We start from the raw sequence: 18,963 nt of genomic DNA, 5'->3' as shown, positions 1-18,963 counted from the left end.
TTGTAGGCGGGCGCGGCCCGGGGAGTCTTCGATTAATGCGGCGGCTGCCGTTATCCGGCTGCCGCCGCGCTTGCCCTACTGCCCCGCCGCGCAGGCGGCGAACACCTGTTTCGGTGTCTCGCCGGCATTGGTGTGCGCGCTGAACACGCTGTTGGCGCAATAGGTCGACACCGGGAAGTAGTCGCCCATGATCAGCGGCGCCGACGCGGCCTGGCCCTGCGGCACGGCGAAGGCCGACTGGGTGAAGTTGGGGGAGGCCAGCATGTGGCGCAGGATTGGCGCGGCCTGTTGATCGGTGCCGTAGGTCAGCCAGTCGAAACCCCGCGACGGCACGGCGTTGGCCGGGCGCTTGGCCGGCACCGAGATGACGATGTTGAAGAAACCGTCCTTGTCGATGGTGGCGTTGCTGTCCTCGATGCAGGCGTAGGTCTCCACCGTGACGTAGGCGTTCTGGCAGATCGACCAGTGGCGCAGCTGCGGATCGGAGCCGGCCTTGGGGCCCGTGGCGTAGGTCGGCGCCCTGGCCCGCATCAGCACCAGGTCGCCGGGCTTCTGCGACAGCAGGGCATAGATGTAGCGGTTGTCGGAATTGAGCAGCACGTCGCTGGCGTTGTCGCGCAGCATGAACACCGGCGCCGCCGGCACCGGCTTGGCCGCGATCGGCTTGGGATATTGCGGATTGGCGTTGACGATGTCGGAAAGCTGGGCGCGCGCCACGCGGCGCAGGTTGCGCTGGCCGATGCCGAGGTCGCAGACCGCCTTGTTGTCGAGGCTGGCGAGGGTCACGTCGCCGCTGGCGGTTTCCTTGTACACGGTCGGCAGGGGCACGCCGCCGTGATCGATGACGTCGAGGTTGCCGAGGGCGTTGTAGATGCGGTAGATGAAGACCGCCTGGCTGCCCAGCGAGAAATTCTTGGCGGTGACGTAGAGCGTGTTCGGCGCCGGGGTGGCCGGCGCGACGCCGTAGACGATGCGGACGGTGTAGTGGCCGCCGGGCTGGATCGCGGTATCGAGCGTGTTGACGCCGTTGAACGGCGACTGGCTGCCCGGGTCGGGCTGCACCTTGTAGTCGGGCAGGTAACCCAGGCCGCCATTGGGGCCGTTGTAGAGCTGGTAGGAGAAGTTGCGCGCCTTGGGATACTGGCCTTCGATGCGGAATGTCGTGCCTACCGGGAAATACGGCGACAGGAACACCTGGTAATAGCCGGCCGCCAGTTCGATGTAGCCGTAACGGATGCCGGTGGGGCTGGCCGTGGTGGGCGTGCCGTTGGCGGGACGCCAGTCGCAGGCGAGGTTGAGACCCTTCGGCGTACCGGCCAGTGCGTCGGGCGCGCCGAGGTCGATCGGCAAGGGCGCGCCGTCGGCGTTGATGGCGCCGACGCCTTGCGCATCATCGGCGCCGGCGGCGAAGGAAACCAGGAACAACCCCGAGACCAGAGCAGCAGCCAGACGGCGCATGTTGCGCATCGGTGATCTCCATCCATGTATTTTTTTGTTGGGGAACACTTTCCCCTGGCTGGAAAATAAGCCGAGTCGAGCGTCCTTGGCAAATATCCTTCACCGCACTGCAACAATACACGGACGGCTGGCGTCACCTCATTGCGAAAAATCCAATTCCGTACCTGAGCAGTACCCACAGGCCCCCGGGCGCCGGACGGAGGGGCGCTACTACGCCCTACCCAATACCATCGGCACGCTCCCGGATCACCCTGCGAAGAAGCGGCTCGCCACTATCCCCCGAGGAGGAGTCCGCGATCGGCGGCTCCTCCTCTGGAAGAAAGCGGGATCGGACGATACGGCTCAGGACCAGCTGTCGTCCCCGCCGCCACCGCCGCTGTCGCCGCCGCCATCGTCCCAGGAGCTGGTGTCGTTGACGCCGAAGTCGTTGCCGCCCATATCGGCGTTGGGGTCGCGCTGCGGCTCGCGGTAGCTGTCGCCACCACCGCCTCCTTCCACGCGCCGTTCGCCGCCGTCGAGGAAGCGGTGCGCCAGCTCTTCGCCCGCCACCACGCCGGCGCCGACCGCAAGACCGGTGCCGAGGCTGCCGAGCAGGCCGGAACCGCCGCTGGGAGGCGGATAGCCATTGCCGTAGCCGCCGCCGTAAGGCGCGCCGCCCGCGCCCGGACCGGCGTAGCCGCCGGGCATCACCGCCTGCTGACGCCGCCGCAGCAACATCCAGGCGATGGCGACGACGAAGCCGATGCCGAGCACCATGCCCCAGGGAATGCCGGAGGAATGCGCAGGAATCGGCGCGATGCTGTTCACCGGCGTGGCGCGCTGCTGCGGAAACAACTGCGCGCGCAGGGCGTTCACCGAGTCCGGCTTGGCGAAGGGCAGGCCCGGCTCGAGCCGCTCGGCGGTCTGGAACTCGTCACGCGCGGTGGCGAACCTGCCCTGGCGGGCATCCAGCTCGGCCGCCACGTAATGGGCCTTGGCGCTGTTCGGGTGGTCCTTGAGGACCTGCACCATCATGGTCTGTGCCTGGTCGAGGTGGCCGCTGTTGGCGGCGTCGTAGACCTGCGGCAGGGTGGCATCCGCCGCCGCGGCGGCGCCGCCGAAGCCGGCGCAGGCCGCCAGCAGCAGGATCAGCGCTGATTTGGATAAAAAGGATCTGGACATGGAGAAACTCCGTGGGACGACGTCACTTGCAACGTTGGACAGCGTTCTAGGGCAAAAATGCCGCCGGAACGGCCGAATTCAAGTCGGCCTGCCGGCTGATATTCAAGCAGCCGCAGATGAACGCAGCCTGACCAGCGCCGCGCAGCCGAAATGGATGAAGCAGAGGCCGGAGTAGACCGGCGCGACCAGGTTCACCACCGGCACCAGCTGGATCAGGGAGGCGACGCAGCCGAGCAGGTAGAACCGGCCGCCGGCGCGGCCGCGCAGCAGGGCGTACTCGTCGCGGCTGGCGTGCTCGGAGAGGGCGTCGTAGCGGAACAGACGGTCGTTGAGCCAGCCGTTGAGCAGCACCGGCAGTACGACGGCGGGCAGGCCGAACAGCCACAGGGGCAAGGTCACCAGCCACAGCAGCAGGTAGGCCAGGGTCGATCCCAGGGCGTTCCAGACGCTGCCCATGATGGTGCCGCCGCGGCGGCGCTCCAGTTGCGGGTAGTCGCGCCGCGCCACGAACTCGACCATCAGCGGCATCGCCACGGTGGCGGTGATCAGCAGGGCTGTGGCCTGCACCAGCGGCGGCAGGATCAGGAACAGGGCGACGGCTACGCTGAATTCGCTGACCACGTGCAGCACGGTGTCGCCGAACAGGTTTTTCAGCGCCGGCACCGAGGCCAGGTGCTGCAGGCCGTTGACCAGGTCGTGCCAGAAGAAATAACCGAGCAGGGACCACAGCAACACCGAGCCGAGCAGCGGCCACAGCACCAGGCCGAGCATGCGCGGGGTGAAGAAATCGCGGAGGGCTTTCGCCAGGGCGTCGGTCATCAGCCTTTGGACATCAGCCTTCGGCGATCTGCGCCTGCGCATCGTGCAGCATGCGCACGCCGCGGATGCCGCCGTTGACGATGGCGTCACGCAGGATCTGCACGGCCTGCTGGCGCGGGAAGCTGCGGCGCCAGATCAGGCCGATGCGGCGCGTCGGCGCCGGGGCGGCGAGCGGCACCGAGGGCAATGGGTTCGGTTCGGCCGGGCGGTTGTCGACCGAGCCGCGCGGCAGCACGGTGATGCCCAGGCCGCTATCGACCATGTAGCGGATCGTTTCCAGCGAGCTGCCGGTATGCGGGCGCGGCCCGTCGCCTTCGGCGTCGACGCACTTGGGGCAGACGGCGATGACCTGGTCGCGGAAGCAGTGGCCGGGACCGAGCAGCAGCAGGTGCTCTTCCGCCAGTTTCTTCGCGGGCAGCGAGGTCTCGTGCACCCAGCGGTGATCGCGCGGCAGCACCACCACGAATTCCTCGTCGTACAGCGGCCAGGCCGAGAGGCCGTGCAGGTCCACCGGCAAGGCGATGATGGCCACGTCCAGCTCGTTGTCGCGCAACTGCTCCAGCAGCACCGCGGTGAAATTCTCCTCGATCACCAGCGGCATCAGCGGCGCGCGCTGGCGCAGCTCCGGCACCAGGGCGGGCAGCAGGTAGGGGCCGACGGTGTAGATGGCGCCGAGGCGCAGCGGCCCGACCAGTTCGTCCTTGCCTTCGCCGGCGATGTCCTCGACGCGCTTGGCCTCGGCCAGCACGCGCCGCGCCTGGGCGATGATGCGCTCGCCCACCGGCGTCGGCCGCGCTTCGCCGCGGATGCGCTCGAACAGCGCCACGCCCAACTCCTCTTCCAGCTTCTTCAGCGCCACCGACAGAGTCGGCTGCGACACGAAGGAACGCTCGGCGGCGCGCGAGAAGTGGCGCTCCTTGTCGAGGTTCACCAGGTAACGCAGTTCGGTGAGGGTCATGTCTGGGGGCTCAGGCCAAGAGATGCCCGACCTGCTCGAGCGCGGTACGCGCGCGCTCCAGGTCCGGCTCCTGCACCAGCACGTATTCGGTTTCGTAGCTGTTGACGGCGAAGATGCTGACGCCGGCCTCGGCCAGCGGGCCGGCCACGGCGGCGAGCACGCCGGACTCGGAGAACGGGAAAGGCCCGGCGACTTCCAGCGCGCGCCACACCGTGCCGGTGAAGGCCTCGTCCGCCTCGCGCACCACGGTCAACGACTCCTGCGTGCGCACCACGGCGAACAGGCCGTCCTGCGAGGACGGCAGCGGCAGGGCGGCGTCGCGCGGCAGGCGTTCCACCGCCAGCCGCCAGGGATGCGCCATCAGGCGCAGGCGTCGGCTCAGGGCCATGGCTAGACCCAGTTCCGCCTGATCAGGAATTCCTCGTACAAGCGCGCCTCCGCCGAGCCGGGCTCGGGGTGATGATCGTAACGCCAGGCCGCCAGCGGCGGCATCGACATCAGTATGGACTCGATACGGCCGCCGGACTGCAAGCCGAACAGGGTACCGCGATCCCACACCAGGTTGAACTCGACGTAGCGGCCGCGCCGGTAGAGCTGCCAGTCGCGCTCACGCTGGCCGTAAGGCATGTCCTTGCGGCGCAGCGCGATGGGCAGGTAGGCCGGCAACAGGCTGTCGCCGACGCTGCGCATCAGGGCGAAGCTCTGCTCGAAGCCGCCTTCGCGCCAATCGTCGAAGAACAGGCCGCCGACGCCGCGCGGCTCGTTGCGATGCTTGAGGAAGAAGTAGTCGTCGCACCATTGCTTCAGCTTCGGGTGCACCTGCGGACCGAAGGGCGCGCAGGCGTCGCGGGCGACACCGTGCCAGTGGCGCACGTCTTCCTCGAAGCCGTAATACGGCGTGAGGTCGAAGCCGCCGCCGAACCACCAGATCGGCCCTGACACGGTGCCCTCGCGAAGCGAGGTGGGTGCGGGAGGGGCCGAAGGGCTCGCGTTCGCTGGCGATCCCGGAGCCGCGCCGCCGGCACTCGCCCCTCCTTTTCCAGACATGGCGTCGCGAGCCGGCTCCGCACCGGGGGCCTCGGCAACGAGGAAGCGCACGTTGCAATGCATGGTCGGCGCGTAGGGATTGCGCGGGTGCACCACCAGCGACACGCCCATGGCGCGGAAGCCGCGGCCGCTCAGTTCCGGCCGCTGGGCGGTGGCGGAGGGCGGCAGCTTCGCACCGGTCACATCGGAGAAATTGACGCCGGCGCGTTCGAACACGGCGCCATCGGCGAGCACACGGCTTTCACCGCCGCCACCTTCCGCACGCGACCAGGTGTCGTGCCGGAATTTCGCTGCGCCGTCGAGCTGCTCGAAGGCCGCGCAGATGCGGTTCTGCAAATCGCGCAGATAGGTTTCGACCGCCTGGATATCGATTGTGCTCATCGGCGCAGGATCATGCCGCTGATGACGTCGCGGATCGTGGTCGGCGATTCCTGCTTGCCGAGGGCGCCCGGGACCAGGGCGTCGATGCTGCGGCGGAAGGCCAGGCGCACGCCGCTGGCGCTGCGGATGGCTTCATGGCCGGCGCGGTTGGCGCTGGTGGAGACGATGGGGCCGCCGTAGGCCAGGCACAGCGCCTGCACCACCGGGTGGGCGCTGACGCGGATGGCGACGCTGTCGCGCTCGCCGCTGATCCACATCGGCGTATGGTCGGAAGCCGGAAACACCCAGGTGGCCGGCCCCGGCCAGGTGGCGAAGGCGCGCTTCTGCGCGGTGCGCGAAGGCAGTTGCACGAAGGGCTCGAGCTGGGCGAAGTCCGCCGCCACCAGGATCAGGCCCTTGCGCCAGTCGCGGCGCTTGAGGGTCAGCAGCTTGTCCACCGCGCGCTCGTTGAGCGGTTCGCAGCCCAGGCCCCACACCGCCTCGGTGGGATAGGCGATGACGCCGCCGGCTCGTAGCGCCGCGCAGGCAATGCGCAGGGGCGTCGTTGCCATGCCCGACTTAAGCCTTCTTGGCGCCGGCGGCGCGTTTTGCGACGGCTTTCTTCGCAGCGGTTTTCTTCGCTGCAGCTTTCTTGGCCGGAGCCTTCTTCGCCGCCGCCTTGGGCGCCGCCGCGCCTTCCGCCGGTGCCGCGGCCTTCTTCGCCGCGGCCTTCCTGGCCCCACCCTTCTTCTTGCCGGGCTTGGCCGCTTCGGCCTCGGCCAGGTAGGCCTCGCACTCGAATACCGACAGCGATTCCGGATCGCGCGTCTTGGGGATGCGCGCCTTGCGCTTGCCGTCGGTGATGTACGGACCGAAACGGCCCTTGACGATGCGGATGCCGGTGTTGTCGAACAGCTTGATGGTGGCCGCTTCGAGCGCCGCCTGCTTGGCTTCGATCAGCTCGATCACGCGCGGCATTTCGATGGTGAAGGGGTCGTCGTCCTTCTTCAGCGAGACGAACTGGTCACCGTAGCGCGCGTAGGGCCCGAAGCGGCCGATGTTCACGTCCACTTCGACGCCGCTGCCCGGCAGCGGGCCGAGCTTGCGCGGCAGCTTGAACAGCTCCAGCGCCTGCTCCATGGTGATGGTGTCGATGCGCTGGTTGGCGCGCAAGCTGGCGAAGCGCGGCTTGTCGACATCTTCCTTGGTGCCGATCTGCACGAACGGCCCGTAGCGGCCGAGACGCGCGCTGACCGGCTTGCCGCTGGCGGGGTCGATGCCGATCTGCCGCGCTTCCGACACTTCCGAGCGCGACAGCTCCATCTTGGAATCGACGGTGGGCTTGAAGTCGCTCCAGAACCGGGCCAGCAGCGGCACCCACTCGGCTTCGCCGCGCGAGATGGCGTCCAGCTCGTCTTCGAGCTTGGCGGTGAATTCGTAATCGACGTAGCGGGTGAAGTGCTCGGTGAGGAAACGGTTGACGATCATGCCGACATCGGTCGGAATGAAGGCCTTGCCTTCGAGCAGCACGTACTCGCGCGCCAGCAGGGTGGAGATGATCGAGGCGTAGGTGGAGGGACGACCGATGTCGAACTCTTCCAGCGTCTTGACCAGGCTGGCTTCGGTATAGCGCGGCGGCGGCTGGGTGAAGTGCTGCTCGGGCAGCAGCTCCAGCAGCTTGACCGTCTCGCCCTCGACCAGCGGCGGCAGGCGCTTCTCGTCGTCCTCGTGCGCTTCGGACTCGTCGTCCACGGCGATGCCGTAGGCGGCGAGGAAGCCCGGCTCGACCAGGACCTGGCCGTTGGCGCGGAAGGCGTGTTCCTTGCCGGCGCGCAGTTCGGCGGTGACGGTGTCGAACACCGCCGGATTCATCTGGCAGGCGACGGTGCGTTTCCAGATCAGGTCGTACAGCTTGGCCTGGTCCGGAGTCAGATAACGGCCGATCTGTTCCGGCGCGCGCGCGGCGGAGGTGGGGCGCACCGCTTCATGCGCTTCCTGCGCGTTCTTCGACTTGGTCTTGAACTGGCGCGCTTCGTCCGGCAGCGCCTTGGCGCCGTAGCGATTCTTGATGGTCTCGCGGATCTCGGTCAGCGCGTCCTGCGCCAGCGACACCGAGTCGGTACGCATATAAGTGATGAGGCCGACGGCCTGGCCTTCGATCTCGACGCCTTCGTACAGCTGCTGCGCGGTGCGCATGGTGCGGCTGGCGGTGAAGCCGAGCTTGCGGTTGGCGTCCTGCTGCAGGGTCGAGGTGGTGAACGGCGGGCCGGGCGAGCGCTTGCGCTGCTTCTTCTCGACCTTGGCCACCAGCAGTTCGCCATTGGCTGCCTTCTCGATCGCCGCGTGCGCGGCGCTGGCCGCGCCCTGGTCGCCGAGGGTGAACTGCTCGACCTTGGCGCCGTTGTATTCCAGCAGGCGCGCGCTGAAGACCTGCTGGTCTTTTTCGCTGCGCGCTTCCAGGGTCCAGTATTCCTGCGGCACGAAGGCGCGGATTTCCGCCTCGCGCTCGCAGATCAGGCGCAACGCCGGGCTCTGCACGCGGCCGGCGGACAGGCCCGGTGCGACCTTGCGCCACAGCAGCGGCGACAGGTTGAAGCCGACCAGGTAGTCCAGGGCGCGGCGCGCCTGCTGGGCGTTGACCAGGTCGAGCGAGACCTCGCGCGGGTTGGCGATGGCCTGGGCCACTTCGCGCGGCGTGATCTCGTAGAACACCACGCGCTGCACCGGCTTGTCCTTGAGCAGGCCCTTTTCCTTCAGGTACTCGGACAGGTGCCAGGCGATGGCCTCACCCTCGCGATCCGGATCGGTGGCGAGGATCAGGTCGTCGGAATGCTTCAGTTCGGCGGCGATGGCGCGGACGTGTTTCTCGTTGCGCTCGATCAGCTGGTACTTCATCTCGAAGCCGCGCGCGGTGTCGACGGCGCCGTCCTTCGGCACCAGATCGCGCACATGACCGTACGAGGCCAGGACTTCATAGTCCTTGCCCAGGTATTTCTTGATCGTCTTCGCCTTGGCGGGCGATTCGACGATGACCAGATGTTTGCTCATGCTTGGGGAAGCTCTAACCCGGATTTCGCGTTTTATGGCGCGTGGGGCGTCAGCTTATACAAGCGCTGCCGCGGCCTGTCCAGCGCCGGAGGCGGCCGAAAAGGCGCGCCAAAGCCAATTTCGTCAAGGCGCAAGCCGCCGAAACCGGATGTGAAAATTTACCGCCGGGCAGCGCCGCCGACGGTTCGAATCGCGATGGACTCAGGGTTCCGGCGGGGTTCCCATGGCGAGCGCGTCGAGCTCGGCATCGCTGACCCGGGCCTGCGCCAGCAACCAGCGCGCGCGGTGCATCAGGGCGACAGGGACCATCAGCTGACTGCCCTGCTCCAGACCGGGAACGATGCCGAAGGACTCGACCCGCACCGGCACCGAGTCCGCGCGCAGGACGCCTGCGGCGATTTCCGCCGCTAGGTGGGTGGAGAATGTTTCCAATAGCTGCCACTCGCTCGGCAGCATCAGGGACAGCCCATCCACCCTTCAAGGGCGCTTGTTTCAACAGTCCGGGCCACGGATGGCCCGGTCTTGTCCAGGATGGACCTAATGTAGGAACTCGCCCTGGTAGTACACCATGTCTTCCAGGTGCACCGCCGCTTCTTCCTCGCCGGGCTGGTTGATCAGCACCAGCAGGCAGACCCATTTGACGCGCTCGAGATCGACTTCCTCTTCCAGGGCGAGCAGGCGTTCGATCACCAGTTCGCGGCTTTCGGGGTTGAGGATGCCGAGCTGTTCCAGGTACAGGAGGAAGCCGCGGCACTCGGCCGAGAGGCGTTCCTGTTCCTGGGGCGCGTAAATGCGCAGGGCGTCGGTGCGTCCGGCCAGGGGCGGGGCGTTGCGCTGGTTGGCCAGGCCGTCGAGCCAGGCGAAGGCGTGGCCCACTTCTTCTTCGGGGAACCCGGCGGCGGCCAGTTCGACGCGCAGGGTTTCCTGGTTGTCGGAGTCGGAGAACTCACCGTCGTGGTAGTTCTCGAAGAGGTACATCAGTACATCGAGAAGGGTTTCTTTCATCTCTTTCGCGCCGGATTGAGGCCGGCGCGTTATCAGGTTTAGCCATTATAAGGGCGAACCTTCCGCGGACAAGCCGCGTCTGCCGCCCCGCCTAAAACCCCGATCAAGCCCCTTTTTTCGCTATCTTTTCACTCCTTGCTGTTTAGCTCAAGTGCGTTGCAGCCTTGTGAAGGTATCGCCCGGCCCGGCCGAGACCAGGCCTTCCAGTTCCAGCGTCAACAGGGCCGCCGAAATCCGCTCCACCGGCAGGCCCAGACGCCCCACCAGGTGATCCAGCGACACCGTCTCGAAACCCAGGGCCTGCAACACCCGCAGCTGCTCCGGGTCGCCGATGGACGCAGCAGGATTCGTGCCGCCGAGGGCGGCGCGCGCGGCCGGGAGCTGCGGCGCCAGTTCGGCCAGGATGTCGTCGACCGTTTCCACCAGCTTGGCGCCTTCACGGATCAGGGCGTGGCTGCCGCGCGCCAGCGGGTTGTGGATGGAGCCGGGGATGGCGAAGACCTCGCGGCCCTGCTCGCCGGCCAGGCGGGCGGTGATGAGCGAGCCGGATTCGCGCGCCGCCTCCACCACCAGCACGCCCAGCGCCAGGCCGCTGATGATGCGGTTGCGGCGCGGGAAGTGCTCCGGCAGCGGCGGCACGCCGACCGGGAATTCGGACAGCAGCAGGCCGCGTGCGGCGATGGTGTGGGCCAGCTCGCGGTTGCGCGCCGGGTAGACCCGGTCGAGGCCGTTGCCGCAGACGGCGATGGTCAGGCCGTCGGCCAGCAGGGCGCCGCGATGGGCGGCGGCGTCGATGCCCAGGGCCAGGCCGCTGGTGATGGTGAGCCCGCGCCGGGCCAGCTCGGCGGCGAAGGCCTGGGCGTTTTCCATGCCCTGGGCGGAGGCGGAGCGGGCGCCGACCATGGCGAGCTGCGGCAGGCGCAGCAGATCGGGGTCACCGATGGCGTAGAGGGCCAGCGGGGCCTGGGCGATTTCCGCCAGCTGCGGCGGGTAGCGGAGATCGCGGAAGGTGATGAAGGAGCGGACGGCGGGGGGCGCCGATGCGGCCAGCCAGGCCAGGTCGAGGTCAACCCCGGCCCGGTCGGGCTGGGCCAGGCCCTGGCACAGCGCTTCGGACAGGCCGGCGCCGCGCCAGGCGGACTCGCCGGCCCCGAACACCGCGGCCGGCTCGCCGAAGCGCTCCAGCAGGCGCCGCGCCCGGCCCGGGCCGAGGCCCGGAACGCGGATCAGGGCCAGCCAGCCGCGCAGCGCCTCCTCGTCCAAGGGCGGCGCTCAGTGCCGCCGGCTGGCCGGATTGTGCACCTTGTCGTACTGGTGGGCGGGGCGCGTTTCCTTCAGCACCAGGCCGTAGCTCAGGCGCGGCGTGACCTTGAAGATCATCAGCAGGCCGGCCTTCTGCTCCGGCAGCTGGACCTTGCCGCTGCCGTAGGGGTCCGCCACCGAGTGGCCCTGCTGGTAGATGCCGAGCATGCTGCCGGGATCGAGGCCGTCGCGGCTGCCGCGGTTGATGGCGACGATGTCGTACTGGGCGATCAGGGTCAGGGCGCCGTAGACGCTGAGGATGCGGCCGTCAACGGGCACCGCCGGGGCATGGGGATAGAAGTCGGCCTTGAAGCTCTCCGGCTCCAGCGGCAGCAGGCGGTTGCCGATTTCCACTTCCTGCGGCGACTTGGTCAGGATCATTTCCGCGGGCTGGCCGTAATCGCGCAGGTCGGCCTCGCCGGTGGGAATCGCCTCGTAGCCGAGCAGTTCGTGGCTGTCCGGGTCGATGTAGGGATTGCCCACCTTGACCAGGGACCAGCTGGAGACGGTGTCTTTCGGCAGGTTCTTGACGTAGACGCTGCTGTTCTGGCCGACGATGACGTGCTCATCGGTGAACTCGACCACGTAGGGCGCCTTGTCGATTTCTTCCTTGGAAATCAGGCGCGGACCGCGCAGGAATTCGCGGATGGCGTCGATCGGGATCGCCGGGATGGCCTGGTCCAGCGGCATTTCATGGATGCGCGGATGCAGGCGGTCCTCCGCCAGGATCAGGCGCGGGCGGCCGTTGACCATGACCAGGGTCAGCACTTCGCCCGGGTAGATCAGGTGGGGATTCTTGATCTGGCCGTTGGTGTACCAGAGCTGCGGCCACTGCCAGGCGTCGCGCAGGTAGTAGTTGGAGATGCCCCAGAGGGTATCGCCCTTCTTCACCGTGTAGTGCAGCGGCGCGTCCTCGCGCAGCGACAGGTCGCCGGCGGCGGCGGTGGCCTGGCCGATGTCGTCCACGCCGTTGATGACGGCGGTCGCCGGATCCGGATCGGGCGCGGCCTGCGGCACCGTCTCGGCGTTGGCGCTCTCGCTCAGCGAGGCCGATTCCTGGCCGGCGCAGCCGGCCAGCAGGGCCAGCAGCAGGCCGGTTGCCACGCTCCGCGCACCCAGCGCCAGGCCAAAATGATCCGGTGAGGCGTTATACTTCCCCATGTCACAACTCCCTTTATTCTGCAAACCCTCTTAACAGCCGGTATAGCAGCTAGCCGATTTTGGCACAAACCTGAGCAGTGACGCACGGTTGCCGGCGAGTCCGGCAGTGAATTCGCAAGTTTGGTCACCAGTCACGCAGCAAGCTCCGCCGCCATGGCCCTCCTCCCCATCCTGCATCACCCCGATCCCCGGCTTCGCAAGAAGACCGCGCCGGTGCAGCAGTTCGACCAGAAGCTGCAGAAGCTGATCGACGACATGTTCGAGACCATGTACGCCGCCCCCGGCGTCGGCCTGGCCGCGAACCAGGTCGGGGTGCAGCTGCGCCTGTCGGTGATGGACTGTTCGGACGAGCACGACCAGCCGATCGTGATGATCAACCCGGAGATGGTCGGCAGCGACGATCCCCAGGATATGGAAGAAGGCTGCCTGTCCCTGCCGGACATCCGCGACAAGGTGCAGCGCTACAACAAGGTGAAGCTGCGCGCCCTGGACCGCAACGGCAAGCCCTTCGAACTGGAAGCGGAAGGACTGATGGCGCAGTGCATCCAGCACGAGATCGACCATCTCGACGGCAAGCTTTACATCGATTACCTGTCCAGCCTGAAGCGCGAGCGGATCAAGAAGAAGCTGCTTAAAGCAGTGGCTAGTGGTCAGTGACTAGTGGCCAGTCAACAGCTTCGGCTTTCGCGCTTTTACTAGCCACTAATCACTAATCACTGGCCACTGACTCTGTGAAGCTCGTCTTCGCCGGCACTCCCGACTTCGCCGTGCCCGCGCTCGATGCGCTGCATGCCGCCGGCCATGACATCGTCGGCGTCTTCACCCAGCCCGACCGCCCCGCCGGGCGCGGCCGCAAGCTGCAGGCCTCGCCGGTGGCGCTGCGCGCCGAGGCGCTGGGGCTGGCGGTGTACAAGCCGCCGAAGCTGCATGCCGAGGCGCAGGCAGTCCTGCGCGAGCTGGCGCCGGAGGTGATGGTGGTGGTGGCCTACGGACTGCTGCTGCCGCAGGCGGTGCTGGATATCCCGACGCTGGGCTGCCTCAACATCCACGGCTCGCTGCTGCCGCGCTGGCGCGGCGCGGCGCCGATCGCGCGGGCGGTGGAAGCCGGCGACAGCGAGAGCGGCATCACCATCATGCGCATGGACGCCGGGCTCGATACCGGGCCGATGCTGCTGCTGGAGCGCCTGCCGCTGACGCCGGAGATGACGGCCGCGCAGCTGCACGACGCGCTGTCCCCCCTGGGCGGGCGGCTCATCGTCGAGGCCCTGGCGCGGCTGCAGCGCGGCGAGCTGCCGGAGCGGGCGCAGCCGGCCGAGGGCATGACCTACGCCAGAAAACTCTCCAAGGAGGAAGCGCGCATCGACTGGAGCCAGCCGGCGGCGACGCTGGCGCGGCGGGTGCGCGCCTTCAACCCGGCGCCGGTGGCGTGGAGCGAGCTGGATGGCGAACGCATCCGCTTCTGGAACGCGCGCGCCGTGGATGGCGCGGGCAACGCGGCGCCCGGCACCGTGGTCGCGGCGGACGCCGCCGGCCTGCGCATCGCCTGCGGCGAGGGCGCGTTGCTGGTGACCGAGTTGCAGCGGCCGGGGGGCAAGGCGCTGGAGGCGGGACAGGCGGTGCGCGGCTGGGCGATTGCGGGCAAGACCTTCACCTGAGCGGGAGCGGACGGCGGCCGAGCGCGTTCCAATCGACGCGGCGCGTCAGGAACATGGCTACTCCCAGGCCGATGAACAGGGCCACCGAACCGCCCAGCAGGGCGTGGTCCTCGGCGCGCAGGATCGAATACAGGTAGGCGTAGAGCGCCCCCAGCACGCCGCCGACGGCGAGGGCCTGCCAGGCGTGGCGCAGCAGGCTGAAGCAGTACAGGGTGATCATCGTCACCACCGCCAGCGCCGCGACCACGAAAGCCACGGTGAAGCCGAAGTGTTCGGCGAAGGACAGCTGCAGCAAACCGAACAGGCACAAGGCGGCGCCGACGAAGGCGTACTGGATCGGATGCACGGTCTGCCCCGAGAGCACTTCGGTGAGCCAGATCACGGCGAAGGTGAAGAGCAGGGTCAGCACCGCGTACTTGAGCACGCGCTCGGCCGTCACGTAGGGATCGACCGGTTGGGCCAGGGTCACGCCAAAACGGGATTTGCCCAGGGTGGCCGCCGCGTTCGCCAGCCCGGTCCAGTGCTGCGGATAGTCGCGGCCGAGATAGGACACGGACCATTGCGCATTGAAGCCGTCGTCGCGCACGGCGCGTTGCGTGGGGAGCCAGCCGCCCTGGAAACTGGGATGCGGCCAGTCCGCGGCGAGCGTCACTTCGGTCTGCTCGGCGGTGGGGGTGAAGGACAGCGCATCGGCGCCGTTGAAGCTGAGCTGGATCGAGAAGCTGCTGCCGTCCGGCCCGGACACCTGCGCCAGTTCCTGCCCCAGCGGGGCGTGGATGCCGGACTCGACCCACTGGTCGGCATGGCCGGTGGAAGGCTTGAAGCGCAGGGCCTGTCCGCTCCAGTTGAGGGCGGCATCGGCCTGCAGGGTGCGCGGCTCGGCCATGCCGACCACCAGCTCCGCATGCTTCCAGTCGATGTCCTCGGGACTCACCGACCAGGGCGTGAAATCCGGACGCTCGAACTGCCCGGACAGATGCAGCCGCGCCACGTAGACCGGCACCTCGAAGATGCCACGGTGCCGCATTTCGGCTTCGAGCTTGCCGTCGATGTGCAGTTCGCGCGGCAGGAAATACGCCGCTTCGGTGGTGTCCTGCCGCACCAGCTTGCCGTCCGTGCCGGGCACCATGCGATGCACCGCGAAAGGCACGCGCAGGACCGGGCCGGTGAGGCTCTGCGGTCCACCCCAGCCGGCCAGGATGTCGCCGACGGCTTCACCGCGCCGCGCCGCGCGCTCGTCCACCACGCCGCGAATCATCATCAGCGGAATATTGAGCAGCAGCATCAGCACGGCGATCAGCAGCAGCCGCCCCAGCGGCGAGGAAAAGCGCGGCGCCCACCGCTGCGGCGGCAGGGGCGGCGGCGCCTCGATGATCGGATCTTCAGTGGTCATGGTCTCTCCCTGTGATGACATGGAATGTGGAAGCGCGGCGCGTTCAAAAGGTCGTGACCGGCTGCAGCATCGAGTTGAGGGCGCGCCCGAGCACCACTTCGGTCGGCAACCACAGGGCTCCCGCCAGCGCCAGTCGCGCGGGCGGCAAGGGGCGTTGCTCGCGGCGCGATCCGGCCAGTACGCCGAGCGCGTAGCGGTCGAGCATGAAACCGGCGTCGACACAGGCGCCGATGCGCAGCGGCGTCGCCACGCCGCGCAAGGCGGCGCCGCAGAGCAGCAGGCTCAAGGCGTAGCGCTGGTTGGTGGCGCTGCCGGGCATCTGCTCACCCACCAGGCGCCCGAGCAGGGCGCCGCAAGCGACGGTGGCCAGCCACATCGCACCGGACCGGCTGATGTCTTCGCTCCACGTCGAAATCAGGTAGTCGAGGGGCAGCATGCCCATGACGGCCGCGATCGCCAGCAAACAAGTCGAAGTATTGGTCGGCGCGAAATTCAGCAGCTTGGCGAGACGCATGGCAAGGCCCGTGATGGATGGGCAAAGTCTGGCGGCACGCCATGCAGGGCTTTCGGCCAGGGGGTGCAAAAAAGGCGGAAAATGGTGCAGATGCGGTGCAGCGCAGGCCGGGCTCGGCACGCTCATTTGCCGCGGAAAGCTCTAAACTGCCGCTCCCACGCACCTTTCCTGGCCTTCGTCTTGTCCACACCGTCCCCAGCCAGCACCACTCCCAACGTCCGCGCGCGCGCCGCGCTGACGGTGGCCGCCGTACTCAAGGGCGCCAGCCTCGACGATGCGCTGGTAGCACAGAGTCCGGGCCTGAGCGGGCCGGACAGTTCCCTGCTGCGGGCCATCGCTTACGGCGTGGTGCGCGAGTACCGGCTGCTGACGGCGCTGACAGGCCTGCTGTTGCAGAAGCCGCTGAAGGACGAACCGGAGGTGCAGGCGTTGCTGGCCTGCGGCCTGTACCAATTGCGCTCGATGCGGGTGCCGCCGCACGCGGCGGTGGGCGAAACGGTGGCCGCCGCAGCGGTGATGGACAAGGCCTGGGCCAAGGGGCTGGTCAATGCGGTGCTGCGGCGTTACCAGCGCGAGCAGGCCGCCATCGACGGCGCGCTGCCGGCGACGGCGAGCATCCGCCAGTCCTATCCGGACTGGCTGGTGGATGCGGTCAAGGCGGACTGGCGGGACAGCTGGCGCACGGTGCTGGCCGGCGGCAACGAACCCGGGCCGCTGACCCTGCGCGTCAACCGCCGCCAGGTCACACGCGATGCCTATCTGGCGGAGCTGGCTGCGGCCGGCATCGAAGCCGAAGCGGTGCCGGAAGCGGCGGACGCCGTGCGCTTCGTCAATGCGGTATCGGTGGACGGGATTCCGGGCTTCATCAGCGGCCGCGCCTCGGTGCAGGATGCGGCGGCGCAGCTCGCCGCCGACCTGATCGATGCGCAGCCGGGCCAGCGCGTGCTGGACGCCTGTGCCGCGCCGGGCGGCAAGACGGTGCATCTGCTGGAACGGGTGAACGGCCTCAAGCTGCTGGCACTGGACAGCGACCTGTCGCGGCTGGCGCGGGTGGCCGAGAACCTGCAGCGCTCGAACGTGCTGGCCCGCTTCGAAGTAGCCGACGCGTCCAAGCCGACGGTGTGGTGGGACGGCAAGCCGTTCGACCGCATCCTGCTCGACGCGCCCTGCTCCGGCACGGGCGTGATCCGGCGCCATCCCGACATCAAGTGGCTGCGCCGCGACAGCGACATCCCGCGCATGGCCGAGCTGCAGCAGCGCCTGCTGCGGGCGCTGTGGCCGCTGCTGGCACCCGGCGGCCTGCTGGTCTACGCCACCTGCTCGGTGCTGAAGGCCGAGGGCGAAGCGGTGCTGGCGGGGTTCATGGGCGCGCACGCGGATGCGCGCGAGGTGCCGATCGCGGCGGAATGGGGCGAGGCGTGCGGGATCGGCCGGCGCATCGCGCCGGGCGGGGCTTTCGACGGGTTTTATTACGCGCGGCTGACCAAGGTTGCGGAAGACGTCGCGCCGCAGGTCGGCTCAAGCGAAGCGGAGCCGACAGCGGTTTCGCAAGGGGCCTGGGGAGGCTGGCCTTCCTGATCGGACCACAGCGCTGCGGCGGCCACGGGCCGCCCTACAACAGCGGGCCGCTTTCCGGCTTCAGAAAAACTTGCTGCGGCGGAACCACCAGAACATGCCGAAGCCGATGATGAAGATCAGGCCCAGCGCCCAGTAGTAACCGTATTCCCAGTCCAGCTCGGGCATGTGCTTGAAGTTCATGCCCCAGATGCCGGTGAGCAGGGTCAGCGGCATGAAGATCACGGTCAGCACGGTGAAGACCTTCATGATCTCGTTGGTGCGGGCGCTGACGGTGGCGAAATACAGCTGCACCGCCGCTTCCAGATCCCGCTCCATGCCGCTGGCATGGTCGCGCACGCGGGTGACGTGCTCGCGCAGGTCGCGCATGCGCACTTCGGCGGTACTGCCCCAGTCCAGCGCGGTGCCGCGGCGCCAGGCATCCAGCGCCTCGATCTGGTCCTCGCTCAGCGCCTCCAGGCGCCGCACCAGGCGGCGACCCTCGAGCAGGGCGTGCCAGTCTTCCATCTTGTTGTCGGGATTGAGCAGCTCGTCCTGCAGCTCGGTCAGGCGCACCGCCAGTATCTCGCGCACACGCAGGAAACGGTCGACCATGGTGTCGAGCACCAGGTGGGCCATGCACAGCGCGCTCGGCGGCGACTTGGCTTTCATGCCTTTCAGCTTCTGTTTGACCATCTGGAAGCTGAGGTTGTCCTCGGCGCGCACGGTGATCAGCAGGCGCTCGAAGACGAAGAACGAGGCGCTGCGCGTTTCCAGCGGGAAGGGATCGTCGCGTGGCCCCAGGCCCTCGAAGATCACCATGTCGTAGTCTTCGGTGGCGTCGAAATACGAGCTGTGGCCGGGCGTCAGCGCGTCGGCGACCTGGGTGTGGTCGACCTCGACGCCGAGCAGCCGCCTGGGCCAGCTTTCCCAGCCCTGGGCCTCGCTGCGCAGGAAGTCGAGCCAGATGTAGCCCTCTTCCGGCATGTGGTCCAGCCGGTTGTGCAGGATGGGCGGATGGCCGCTGAGGCAGTGGTAGATTTCCATGCGGCCTGCCCTACCCGCGCCCGCTCCGCATTACTTGAATCCCTTGACGGGATCGACCTGCTTCATGCGGGTGAAGAAGTCGCGCAGCGTTTCGTCGAGCTTGGCGCGGACCTCGTCGGCGCTGCCGACCCCGTAGCGCTCGCGCGATTCGATCGGCAGCCAGCCGGCGTAGGGATACGGCGGCCCCGCATTGAAGGCGCGGCGCAGTTCGATGCGGTGCAGGAAGATGTAGCGGCCATCGCCCTGCTTGCTCGGGCTGACCTTGGAATAGACGTAGACCTTGACGTCGGGACTGTCCGGGATGTTGTTGCCGACGGTCGTCGCCATCTGCTGGGTGGCGGCGCTCAGCGCGTCTCCCGTCAGCAGCGGATTGTCCGACTCGGTCTTGATGGTGAATGCCTGCGCCGCACCGGCGACTGCCCAGGCCAGGACCACGATTGCCGCGCTCTGCCACTTTTTCATCGCACTCTCCCGAGCGGAC

Annotated in this window: 19 protein-coding genes; 3 read left to right on the top strand and 16 right to left on the bottom strand. The window is 68.1% G+C overall.

Annotated features, from left to right (window positions below):
* Positions 1-75: 75 nt before the first annotated feature.
* The 12 genes from BP26_RS0107170 to BP26_RS0107115 form a co-directional block, all read right to left on the bottom strand.
* Positions 76-1,467: a hypothetical protein gene (locus BP26_RS0107170; protein WP_029919895.1), complete on the bottom strand. Its 1,392-nt coding sequence runs from the start codon at positions 1,465-1,467 to the stop codon at positions 76-78.
* 333 nt (positions 1,468-1,800) lie between these two features.
* The gene (locus BP26_RS0107165) at positions 1,801-2,619 is read right to left on the bottom strand and encodes a hypothetical protein (RefSeq protein ID WP_029919894.1); all 819 of its coding nucleotides are present in this window, start codon (positions 2,617-2,619) and stop codon (positions 1,801-1,803) included.
* A gap of 102 nt (positions 2,620-2,721) precedes the next feature.
* Positions 2,722-3,438: an EI24 domain-containing protein gene (locus BP26_RS0107160; RefSeq protein ID WP_029919893.1), complete on the bottom strand. Its 717-nt coding sequence runs from the start codon at positions 3,436-3,438 to the stop codon at positions 2,722-2,724.
* 13 nt (positions 3,439-3,451) lie between these two features.
* Positions 3,452-4,396, bottom strand: coding sequence for a hydrogen peroxide-inducible genes activator (locus BP26_RS0107155; RefSeq protein WP_029919892.1), 945 nt, complete (start codon positions 4,394-4,396; stop codon positions 3,452-3,454).
* A gap of 10 nt (positions 4,397-4,406) precedes the next feature.
* Positions 4,407-4,784, bottom strand: coding sequence for an ACT domain-containing protein (locus BP26_RS0107150; protein ID WP_051748524.1), 378 nt, complete (start codon positions 4,782-4,784; stop codon positions 4,407-4,409).
* Between the two features lie 2 nt (positions 4,785-4,786).
* Positions 4,787-5,824 (bottom strand): oxygen-dependent coproporphyrinogen-III oxidase, encoded by a 1,038-nt coding sequence (gene hemF / locus BP26_RS0107145; RefSeq protein ID WP_029919890.1) that lies wholly within the window; start codon positions 5,822-5,824, stop codon positions 4,787-4,789.
* Complete coding sequence (gene tsaC / locus BP26_RS0107140; protein WP_051748521.1) at positions 5,821-6,375, bottom strand: L-threonylcarbamoyladenylate synthase type 1 TsaC; 555 nt, start codon at positions 6,373-6,375, stop codon at positions 5,821-5,823. The genes hemF and tsaC overlap by 4 nt, the downstream gene beginning before the upstream one ends.
* 7 nt (positions 6,376-6,382) lie before the next feature.
* Complete coding sequence (locus tag BP26_RS0107135; protein WP_029919888.1) at positions 6,383-8,851, bottom strand: DNA topoisomerase I; 2,469 nt, start codon at positions 8,849-8,851, stop codon at positions 6,383-6,385.
* Between the two features lie 201 nt (positions 8,852-9,052).
* Positions 9,053-9,307: a hypothetical protein gene (locus tag BP26_RS0107130; RefSeq protein ID WP_029919887.1), complete on the bottom strand. Its 255-nt coding sequence runs from the start codon at positions 9,305-9,307 to the stop codon at positions 9,053-9,055.
* Between the two features lie 81 nt (positions 9,308-9,388).
* Entirely contained in the window at positions 9,389-9,856 is a 468-nt protein-coding gene (locus BP26_RS0107125) for a Smg family protein (protein ID WP_029919886.1), read from the bottom strand.
* A 147-nt stretch (positions 9,857-10,003) separates the two neighbouring features.
* Positions 10,004-11,119: a DNA-processing protein DprA gene (gene dprA / locus BP26_RS0107120; protein ID WP_029919885.1), complete on the bottom strand. Its 1,116-nt coding sequence runs from the start codon at positions 11,117-11,119 to the stop codon at positions 10,004-10,006.
* A gap of 9 nt (positions 11,120-11,128) precedes the next feature.
* Entirely contained in the window at positions 11,129-12,319 is a 1,191-nt protein-coding gene (locus tag BP26_RS0107115) for a LysM peptidoglycan-binding domain-containing protein (RefSeq protein ID WP_051748518.1), read from the bottom strand.
* Between the two features lie 153 nt (positions 12,320-12,472).
* Between BP26_RS0107115 and def the strand changes: the two genes are divergently transcribed.
* Positions 12,473-12,976, top strand: coding sequence for a peptide deformylase (gene def, locus BP26_RS0107110; protein ID WP_029919883.1), 504 nt, complete (start codon positions 12,473-12,475; stop codon positions 12,974-12,976).
* Positions 12,977-13,050: 74 nt separating this feature from the next.
* Positions 13,051-13,974 (top strand): methionyl-tRNA formyltransferase, encoded by a 924-nt coding sequence (gene fmt / locus BP26_RS0107105; RefSeq protein WP_029919882.1) that lies wholly within the window; start codon positions 13,051-13,053, stop codon positions 13,972-13,974.
* On the opposite strand, the gene creD is transcribed toward fmt, so the two are convergent.
* A complete protein-coding gene (gene creD / locus BP26_RS0107100) occupies positions 13,967-15,367 on the bottom strand; it encodes a cell envelope integrity protein CreD (protein WP_029919881.1) in 1,401 nt (466 codons plus the stop codon). The genes fmt and creD overlap by 8 nt on opposite strands.
* Positions 15,368-15,410: 43 nt before the next feature.
* Positions 15,411-15,881 carry a hypothetical protein gene (locus tag BP26_RS0107095; protein ID WP_029919880.1) on the bottom strand — a complete coding sequence of 157 codons (471 nt, stop codon included), beginning with the start codon at positions 15,879-15,881 and terminating at the stop codon, positions 15,411-15,413.
* 180 nt (positions 15,882-16,061) lie between these two features.
* Here BP26_RS0107095 and rsmB point away from each other — a divergent pair, with 180 nt between their 5' ends.
* Positions 16,062-17,459 (top strand): 16S rRNA (cytosine(967)-C(5))-methyltransferase RsmB, encoded by a 1,398-nt coding sequence (gene rsmB, locus BP26_RS0107090; protein WP_245611737.1) that lies wholly within the window; start codon positions 16,062-16,064, stop codon positions 17,457-17,459.
* A 60-nt stretch (positions 17,460-17,519) separates the two neighbouring features.
* Here the strand turns inward: rsmB and BP26_RS0107085 are convergent, their stop codons facing one another.
* Both BP26_RS0107085 and BP26_RS0107080 read right to left on the bottom strand, forming a co-directional pair.
* Positions 17,520-18,482, bottom strand: coding sequence for a magnesium transporter CorA family protein (locus BP26_RS0107085; protein ID WP_029919878.1), 963 nt, complete (start codon positions 18,480-18,482; stop codon positions 17,520-17,522).
* A 30-nt stretch (positions 18,483-18,512) separates the two neighbouring features.
* Positions 18,513-18,944, bottom strand: coding sequence for a hypothetical protein (locus BP26_RS0107080; protein WP_029919877.1), 432 nt, complete (start codon positions 18,942-18,944; stop codon positions 18,513-18,515).
* Between the last annotated feature and the right edge of the window lie 19 nt (positions 18,945-18,963).

Origin of the sequence: Nevskia soli DSM 19509 (assembly GCF_000711955.1) — a bacterium.
Lineage (GTDB): Bacteria > Pseudomonadota > Gammaproteobacteria > Nevskiales > Nevskiaceae > Nevskia > Nevskia soli.
The sequence above is the reverse complement of the archived record's forward strand: the minus strand, read 5'-3'. Positions and strand labels throughout refer to the sequence as shown.

Excerpts from the sequence above, each read along its gene's own strand:
- BP26_RS0107170 (WP_029919895.1), bottom strand. The coding sequence starts at position 1,467 with ATGCGCAACATGCGCCGTCTGGCTGCTGCTCTGGTCTCGGGGTTGTTC.
- BP26_RS0107165 (WP_029919894.1), bottom strand. The coding sequence starts at position 2,619 with ATGTCCAGATCCTTTTTATCCAAATCAGCGCTGATCCTGCTGCTGGCG.
- BP26_RS0107160 (WP_029919893.1), bottom strand. The coding sequence starts at position 3,438 with ATGACCGACGCCCTGGCGAAAGCCCTCCGCGATTTCTTCACCCCGCGC.
- BP26_RS0107155 (WP_029919892.1), bottom strand. The coding sequence starts at position 4,396 with ATGACCCTCACCGAACTGCGTTACCTGGTGAACCTCGACAAGGAGCGC.
- BP26_RS0107150 (WP_051748524.1), bottom strand. The coding sequence starts at position 4,784 with ATGGCCCTGAGCCGACGCCTGCGCCTGATGGCGCATCCCTGGCGGCTG.
- hemF (WP_029919890.1), bottom strand. The coding sequence starts at position 5,824 with ATGAGCACAATCGATATCCAGGCGGTCGAAACCTATCTGCGCGATTTG.
- tsaC (WP_051748521.1), bottom strand. The coding sequence starts at position 6,375 with ATGGCAACGACGCCCCTGCGCATTGCCTGCGCGGCGCTACGAGCCGGC.
- BP26_RS0107135 (WP_029919888.1), bottom strand. The coding sequence starts at position 8,851 with ATGAGCAAACATCTGGTCATCGTCGAATCGCCCGCCAAGGCGAAGACG.
- BP26_RS0107130 (WP_029919887.1), bottom strand. The coding sequence starts at position 9,307 with ATGCTGCCGAGCGAGTGGCAGCTATTGGAAACATTCTCCACCCACCTA.
- BP26_RS0107125 (WP_029919886.1), bottom strand. The coding sequence starts at position 9,856 with ATGAAAGAAACCCTTCTCGATGTACTGATGTACCTCTTCGAGAACTAC.
- BP26_RS0107115 (WP_051748518.1), bottom strand. The coding sequence starts at position 12,319 with ATGGGGAAGTATAACGCCTCACCGGATCATTTTGGCCTGGCGCTGGGT.
- def (WP_029919883.1), top strand. The coding sequence starts at position 12,473 with ATGGCCCTCCTCCCCATCCTGCATCACCCCGATCCCCGGCTTCGCAAG.
- creD (WP_029919881.1), bottom strand. The coding sequence starts at position 15,367 with ATGACCACTGAAGATCCGATCATCGAGGCGCCGCCGCCCCTGCCGCCG.
- BP26_RS0107095 (WP_029919880.1), bottom strand. The coding sequence starts at position 15,881 with ATGCGTCTCGCCAAGCTGCTGAATTTCGCGCCGACCAATACTTCGACT.
- BP26_RS0107085 (WP_029919878.1), bottom strand. The coding sequence starts at position 18,482 with ATGGAAATCTACCACTGCCTCAGCGGCCATCCGCCCATCCTGCACAAC.
- BP26_RS0107080 (WP_029919877.1), bottom strand. The coding sequence starts at position 18,944 with ATGAAAAAGTGGCAGAGCGCGGCAATCGTGGTCCTGGCCTGGGCAGTC.